The organism is Candidatus Rokuibacteriota bacterium (assembly GCA_016209385.1).
Taxonomy (GTDB): Bacteria; Methylomirabilota; Methylomirabilia; order Rokubacteriales; family CSP1-6; genus JACQWB01.
In genome coordinates, this window is sequence record JACQWB010000197.1 from 1 (window position 1) to 7,356 (window position 7,356).

Consider the following 7,356-nt stretch of genomic DNA (forward strand, 5'->3'; position numbering starts at 1 on the left):
GGACAATCGGTGGGGGCCTCGACGGCCCCCACCGAGGGCTCCCCCAGGCATCCGGTGCGCGGGCGAAGCCCGCGCTCGAAGGGCATTGCTCCGACACGCTCCTATCCGAGGCCCGCGGCGCGCCGGACCTTGTCCACGAGCCGGGCGAACCCGGCGTCGGCGCCCGTCATGTCTTCGGCGAGAAGCTCGACCCCGTCGGGGCCGCGGGCGCCGAGCCCCAGTGCAATGGCCCGGTGGATCTGGGTCTGCTCCCAGACGCCCTTCGAGGTCACGAGCTCCGACCGCCCGACCGTCGTGAGGATCCCCAGGGCGGCGACGTCGGTGGCGATCGGGTCGCCGCTCGCCAGGATCACGCGGGTCGGCGCCGCCTCGCCCGACCAGGGCCCGCCCGCCACCATGCTCTGGAGGCCGTCCACCACGAAGAGGTGCGGACGGACGGCCAGGTTCAGCTCGGCCACAGCCGGCTCCCACCCGGCTGACCCATAGGCCCAGGGCTTGTTCTTCCCGTGGACGCACCCGACGGTGTTCTTGAGGGCGCAGCTATAGCTGGCGCTCCGGTGCGTTTTGATGACCGGCACGCTGATGAGCCGGTCGGCCTCGTAGGCGGCCTTCGCGACGAAGACCCGCGTCGCGAACTCGGCGCGGGCCGACCGCACCTCCAGCCACTCGCCATCATCGAAGGCCAGCAACTCGGCGCCGACCTCCCTGGCGACCCGGGCGATTCCGGTCCGCTCGAGGTTCGGGCGGGTGGGCAGCGCCAGGACCGCCGACATGTCCCCGACCGCGAGGTGTGCGGCTCCCGCCGCCCTGGCCAGCTCGGCCACGGCCTTCACAACCCGAGGATCCGTCGTCGCCGGTGGCGCCTCGCCCGACACGACGTTGGGTTTGACGAGCGTGCGCGCTCCCCTGAGGCCGAGCCGCTCGATACCGCCGATCAGCTCCACCGCTCGGTGCACCATCGCCGGCACGTCCTGGCCGTGGACCATGGCGACCAGGCTTTTCCCGCGCGCCGTCAGGGGATTGGTCACCGGCGCCGGCGGCGCCGCCGGGGTGGCCTCCGGCGAGAAGAGGATCTGCCTGAGCATCTGGCGGCACGCCGGGGTCGTGACGCCGAGCGCCGCGAGCCCGGCAAGGGTAAGGAGGGTCCGCCGCGTGAGCTTCACCCCGGGCGTTTGACGCCGAAGGCGGGGAGGACTTCCTCGACGTAGGCATGGAGGGCGTCCCAGTCGTACGGAGCGCGGAGCGCGATGTTCAGGCGGGCGGCCCCTGCCTTCGCGTACGCCGCGACCTGGTCGATGACCTGCTGCGGCGTACCGGTGACAAAGCCCTTGCGTGTCTCCAGCGCCGCGCCCCATTCGGCCTGCAGCTGCTCGGCGTTCCGCCTGGCCGCTGCCTCGTCGGCGCCCATGTAGAAGCCGACGTTCACGGTTCGCAGGATCGTCGACGGCTCGCGCTTTTCCCTGAGGCACCAGTCGTCGAGGATGCGACACTTCCGCGCGAACTCCTCGGCCGAGATATACGGCGCGTTCCAGCCGTCGGCATACCTGGCGGCGGCGCGGAGCGTCCGCTTCTCGCCGAGGCCGCCGATCCAGATGCGCGGCGATTTCTGGATCGGCTTGGGATTGCAGCGGGCATCATGGAGCTGGAAGTACTTCCCCTTGAAGTTGGCGATCTCCCGGGTGAAGAGGAGACGGATGACCTGGACGCCCTCCTCGAGCTGGTCCTCGCGGATCCCGATGGGCTCGAAGGGGATGCCGTAGCCGCGGTACTCGGCCTCGTGCCAGCCCGCGCCGATCCCGCATTCCATGCGGCCGTTCGAGATGTGGTCGATGGTCACGAGGGCGTTGGCCAGCACCGCCGGGTGCCGGTAGTTGACCGAGAAGACCAGGCAGCCGACGCGCACACGGATGGTATCCGCAGCCAGAAGGGCCATCGTGCTGACCGACTCGAAGCAATCGCCGTTCTGATCCTTGGGCGGGGATTCCTGGAAGTGGTCCCACCCCGACACCCAGTCGAAGCCCGAGCGGTCCGCGAACTTCCAGACCCGCCTGAGCTCGTCGAGGCTCAGGTTCTGCTGCCCCGCGTGGACGCCAAAACTCATCGCCATCGTTCGCTCCATCGGAGGGGGGTTCCTATCGTGTGGTGACGGTCAAGCCGCCGTCTACGACCAGCACCTGGCCCGTGACCCAGCGCGCCTCATCGGAGGCCAGGTAGACGGCAGCCCAGCCGACATCCCAGGCGGTCCCCTCGTCCTGGATCAACGCCGCGAGCCGGCGCCTCTCGCGGAGCTCCGGAGGCATGCCTTCGGCGACCATCGGGGTGTAGACCATGCCCGGGGCGATGGCGTTGACCCGGATGCGGTGCGTGGCGAGCTGGCCCGCGAGCGAGATCGTCAGGCCGATGACGCCGGCTTTGGCCGCCGCGTAGGCCGTCCGGCCGTGGGCGCGGAGTCCTGCCACCGACGACACGTTGATCATCGCGCCGCCGCCGGCTTCGGTGAGCCGGGGGATCGCGGCCTGGGCGGTGAGGAGCATGCTCTTCAGGTCCACCGCCATGACCCGGTCCCACTCCTCCTCCGTGGTCTCGAGCACGCCCTTGCGCGATTCGACGCCCACGTTGTTGTGGAGGATGTCGAGCCGCCCGTAGCGCTCGACCGCCGTCGCCACCATGCGGCCGCAGTCGGCGGTCCGGCTGACGTCGGCCTGCAACGGCGAAGCCTCGCCGCCCTCGGAGAGGATCATCGAGCACGTCTCCTCGGCGCGCTCGATCACGTGATCCACGCAGAGGACCTGGGCGCCCTCGCGGGCGAAGAGGATCGCGGCGGCCTTGCCGTTCCCCAGGCCCGGGCCCCGCGAGCCCGCGCCGGTGACGATCGCGACTTTGCCTTTGAGACGACCGGGCATTACGGCTTGAAGCCCGCGTCGAGCTGGACTTCGAGCAGGTACGGCGTCCCGGCGGCCAGGGCGCGGGTCAGCGCGGGCCCCGCGTCGCGGCACTTCTCCACGCGCTCGCCGGGGACGCCGAGGGACCTGGCGAGGCCGACGAAGTCGATGAGCGGGTTCTCGAGGTCCATCCCGACGTAGACGTCGTCCTGGGCGGCGAAGCCCTTGAGGGCGTGGACGCGCTGCTTGAGGATCCGGTAGCTCCGGTTGTTGAAGATCACGAAGACAATCGATAGGCGTTCGCGCGCGGCGGTCCAGAAGGCCTGGTTGGTGTACATGGCACTCCCGTCGCCCACCAGCGCCACCACCGGACGCCCGGGCAGGGCGAGCTTGATGCCGACGGCCGCGGGGAGCCCCCAGCCGATCCCGCCGCCCCGGAGGCCGAAGAAGCTCTGAGGGTCCTGGCACCGGAGGAGGTTGCGGAGGCCCCCGCCCGAGGAAATCGACTCGTCCACCACCACGGCCTCGGCAGGCAGCGCCTCAGCGAGCGCGTTGACGAGGGCCAGAGGCGTGATCGGGACGCGATCGCTCTCGGCCTGGGCGCGCGCTTTCAGCTCGGCGATCGTCTGCTCGCGCTTCTGCCGGAGCTGTTCGAGCCGGCGCTGGGCCTCGGGGTGGCGCCCGCCGTTGAAGCGCTGGCGGAGCGCTGCGGCGAGGTCGGGGAGCGTGGCCTTGGGCTCGCCCACGATCGCGACCCGGGCCGGGTAGTTCTTTCCCAGCTCCCACGGGTCCACGTCCAGGTGGATGATGCTGAGGCCCTCGGGCAGCGGCTCGACATCGGAGGGGAGGGAGAAGGTGAAGAGGTCGCCGCCGACAGAGAAGAGGAGGTCGTGCTCGCGGAGGAGCGGACGGATCTGGTGAGCCAGGCGCGGGATTGCCCCCTGGTAGAGCGGATGCGTGAAGGGGAACGCGCAGCGGTTGGCCATCCCCTCCAGGTAGACGGGCACTCCCAGGAGCTCGGCGACCTCCTGGAGCTCGGCCAGCGCGCCGCTCTGGGCCACCGAGTCCCCGGCGACCAGGATCGGCCGCTTCGCCTTGGCCAGGAGCTTGGCGGCCTGCTCCACGGCATCGCGCGAGCCGCGCGTCCGCGCGTCCACGCGCGTGGGCTCGCCCGGCTCCAAGTCGGCTTCGGCATTCAGCACGTCCACAGGGAGGGACAGGAAGACGGGGCCGGTCGGAGGCGTCAGCGCCACCTTGGCGGCGCGGTGGACGGCGCGCGGCAGCTCGTCCAGGCGGTGGATCTCGAACGACCACTTGACGTAGGGGCGCGCCACCGGCGGCAAGTCCGACCAGAGGACCGGCTCGGTGAGGGTCATGGACTGATCGTGCTGGCCCGCGGTGAGCAGGAGCGGGGTCCCGGCCTTGTAGGCGTCGTAGAGCATTCCCATCGCGTTGCCGAGGCCGGGGGAGATGTGAACGTTGACCGCGGCGAGCTTCCCGCTCGCCTGCGCATACCCGTCGGCCATCGCGATCGCGACAGCCTCCTGGAGGGCGAGGACGTAGCGGATCTGTCCCTCCCGCGCCAGACCGTCCATCAGCGGCAGCTCGGTCGTGCCGGGGTTGCCGAAGAGGACCTCCACGCCCTCCTGCTTGAGGATCTCGAGAAACGCCTGTTTTCCCGCCATAAACGGCATGATCGCGCCTCCGGGGTTGGTTGTGCGTGGGCCATGATACCTGCTCGGCGGGTCGGCGACAACACCCTTCGGTTGACAGTCTTCGGAGGCGCGGGGTAGCGTACGCGAGGATGCGGCTCGGGTCGTCCGAGGCGGCGCACTCCAGAGACGGATCGGAGAGGCCATGATCATCGGCGTTCCCAAGGAGAGCTTTCCCGGAGAGCGGCGCGTCGCCCTGGCCCCGGCGGTCCTCCCGGCCCTCGCGAAGGCCGGGTGCGGGGTCCTGATCGAGGCCGGAGCCGGCTCGGCCGCGGGCTACCCGGATGCGCTCTACGCCGAGAAGGGCGCGCGCGTGGGAGCCTCGCGCGCCGAGGTCTTCGCGTTCGCGGATGCCGTGTTCCAGGTCCTCGCCCACGGCGCCAACGACAAGACCGGCCGGGCCGATCTCCCGCTCTTCCGGCGCGATCAGGTGCTCATCGGGTTCCTCAGGCCCCTCGCCTCGCCGGCGACGGTGCAGGAGATCGCGGAGACCGGCGCGATTGCCTTCGCCGTCGAGCTGCTGCCGCGCATCACCCGAGCCCAGAGCATGGACGCGCTGACCTCGATGGCTACCGTAGCCGGCTACAAGGCTGTCCTGCTGGCCGCTGCGACGCTGCCCCGGATGTTTCCGATGCTCATGACGGCGGCGGGCACCGTCACGCCGGCGCGACTGCTGGTCGTGGGCGCCGGCGTCGCCGGGCTCCAGGCGGTCGCGACGGCGCGGAAACTGGGCGCGGTCGTGTCCGCCTATGATGTCCGGCCCGCGGTGAAGGAGCAGGTGCTGAGCCTCGGCGCGCGGTTCGTCGAGATGCCCCTCGAGACGGCAGACACCGAGGATGCGGGCGGCTACGCCCGGGCCCAGGACGAGGCCTTCTACCGGCGCCAGCGGGAGCTGATGGCGCGCGTCGTGAGCGAGAGCGACGTCGTGATCACGACGGCCGTCGTCCCTGGCCAGCCGGCGCCGGTCCTGATCACCGCCGACATGGTCGCCGGCATGGCGCCGGGCTCGGTGATCGTGGACCTGGCCGCGGAGCGCGGCGGCAACTGCGAGCTGACACGCGCCGGCGAGAGCGTGGTCGAGCGCGGGGTCACGATCATCGGCGCGGTGAACCTGGCGGGCACCGTGCCGTACCACGCGAGCCAGCTCTACGCCCGGAACCTGGCGGCGTTCTTCCTCCACCTCGTGAAGGACGGCAAGGTGCAGCTCGACCTGGGCGACGAGATCACCCGGGAGACATTGCTGACGCGGGGGGGCGAGGTCGTCCATCCGAGGGTCCGCGAGGCCCTCGGCCTGGCTCCGCGCGCGGTTCCCGCGGGGAAGGAGGGGTGATGGAAGCGCTCGCGATCACGCTCACCGTCTTCGTGCTGGCCATGTTCGTGGGCTTCGAGGTCATCACCAAGGTCCCGCCGACCCTCCACACGCCACTCACCTCGGGCTCCAATGCCATCTCTGGGATCACGCTCGTCGGGGCCATCCTCTCGGCAGGGCTGCAGCTCACGACGCTTACGACACTCCTGGGCTTCCTGGCGGTGGTCTTCGCCACCATCAACGTCGTCGGCGGCTTTCTCGTGACCCACCGCATGCTCAGGATGTTCAAGCGGAGGTAGGCGTGAGGCAGGCCGTCGTCAATTTCGCCTACCTGGTCGCCTCGGTGCTCTTCATCCTGACTTACAAGGGCCTGAGCCATCCGCGCACGGCGGTGCGCGCCAACCTCCAGGGCTCGGTGGGGATGCTGATCGCCGTGGTCGCCACGCTCCTCCTGCTCGACTGGACCCAGGGGGTCACGCGCTACGGGGTGATCCTGGCGGGGCTGGCGGTGGGCGCCCTCATCGGCGCGCTCCTGGCGCTCAAGATCCGGATGACCGCGATGCCCCAGATGGTGGCACTCCTGAACGGCTTCGGCGGGGCCGCTTCCACGCTGGTGGCGGGGGCGGCCCTCCTCGAGGAACTGGCCCAGGGCCGCGCGCCGTCGGCCCAGTTCAGCATCGCGACCGTTGCCGCGGGGATCATCGGCGCCGTGACCTTCTGGGGGAGCCTGGTCGCCTACGCCAAGCTCGAGGAGCTCCTGCCCGGCCGGCCCGTCCTCTTCGCCGGTCACCGCGCGCTCAATGGCGCGCTGCTCGGGGTCGCGCTCCTCCTCGGCGCGTGGCTCGTCAGCACGCCCGAGACCGTCTGGCTCTACTGGCTGATCGTCGGGGTGTGCACCGTCCTCGGCATCACGAGCGTGATCCCCATCGGAGGCGCCGACATGCCGGTGGTGATCACGCTCCTCAACTCCTACTCGGGGCTCGCCGCCTGCGCCACGGGCTTCGTCCTCGAGAACAACATGCTGATCATCGCCGGCTCGCTCGTCGGCGCCTCGGGGCTCATCCTCACCGGCATCATGTGCCGGGCCATGAACCGCGCCTGGAGCAATGTCCTGTTCGGCGCGGTGGGTGCCGAGGTGGCGACCGGCGCGGCGGCCGATGCGGTCTACGCGGGGCGCGTCAAGGCGGCCTCCGCGGAGGAGCTTGCCATGGTGCTCGAGTCGGCGCGGCGGGTGGTGATCGTTCCCGGCTACGGCATGGCCGTCTCCCAGGCCCAGCACGCGGTGCGCGACCTGGCGAACCTCCTCGAGGCGCGAGGGATCGAGGTGGAGTTCGGGATCCATCCGGTCGCCGGGCGCATGCCCGGCCACATGAATGTCCTCCTCGCGGAGGCCGACATCCCCTACGAGAAGGTCAAGGAGATGGACGAGATCAACGCGTCCTTTGCCCAGACC

7 protein-coding genes are annotated in these 7,356 nt (G+C 70.6%); 3 read left to right on the forward strand and 4 right to left on the reverse strand.

Annotated features, from left to right (window positions below):
- Positions 1-101: 101 nt before the first annotated feature.
- Genes HY726_14245 through HY726_14260 form a run of 4 tightly spaced genes read right to left on the reverse strand, consistent with a single transcriptional unit; the run spans position 102 to position 4,576 of the window.
- On the reverse strand, positions 102-1,163 hold the full coding sequence (locus HY726_14245; protein ID MBI4610157.1) for a DUF362 domain-containing protein: 1,062 nt from the start codon (positions 1,161-1,163) through the stop codon (positions 102-104).
- The gene (locus HY726_14250; GenBank protein MBI4610158.1) at positions 1,160-2,101 is read right to left on the reverse strand and encodes an LLM class flavin-dependent oxidoreductase; all 942 of its coding nucleotides are present in this window, start codon (positions 2,099-2,101) and stop codon (positions 1,160-1,162) included. Before HY726_14250 ends, HY726_14245 begins: the two co-directional genes overlap by 4 nt.
- A gap of 31 nt (positions 2,102-2,132) precedes the next feature.
- Complete coding sequence (locus HY726_14255; protein ID MBI4610159.1) at positions 2,133-2,903, reverse strand: SDR family oxidoreductase; 771 nt, start codon at positions 2,901-2,903, stop codon at positions 2,133-2,135.
- Complete coding sequence (locus HY726_14260) at positions 2,903-4,576, reverse strand: thiamine pyrophosphate-binding protein (GenBank protein MBI4610160.1); 1,674 nt, start codon at positions 4,574-4,576, stop codon at positions 2,903-2,905. Before HY726_14260 ends, HY726_14255 begins: the two co-directional genes overlap by 1 nt.
- Before the next feature lie 163 nt (positions 4,577-4,739).
- On the opposite strand from HY726_14260, the gene HY726_14265 reads away from it, so the two are divergent.
- The 3 genes from HY726_14265 to HY726_14275 all read left to right on the forward strand — a co-directional run.
- Positions 4,740-5,924, forward strand: coding sequence for a Re/Si-specific NAD(P)(+) transhydrogenase subunit alpha (locus HY726_14265; protein ID MBI4610161.1), 1,185 nt, complete (start codon positions 4,740-4,742; stop codon positions 5,922-5,924).
- Complete coding sequence (locus HY726_14270; GenBank protein ID MBI4610162.1) at positions 5,921-6,202, forward strand: NAD(P) transhydrogenase subunit alpha; 282 nt, start codon at positions 5,921-5,923, stop codon at positions 6,200-6,202. The genes HY726_14265 and HY726_14270 overlap by 4 nt, the downstream gene beginning before the upstream one ends.
- Before the next feature lie 2 nt (positions 6,203-6,204).
- Positions 6,205-7,356, forward strand: a 1,152-nt coding sequence (locus HY726_14275; protein MBI4610163.1) for an NAD(P)(+) transhydrogenase (Re/Si-specific) subunit beta, incomplete at its 3' end; no start/stop codon positions are given.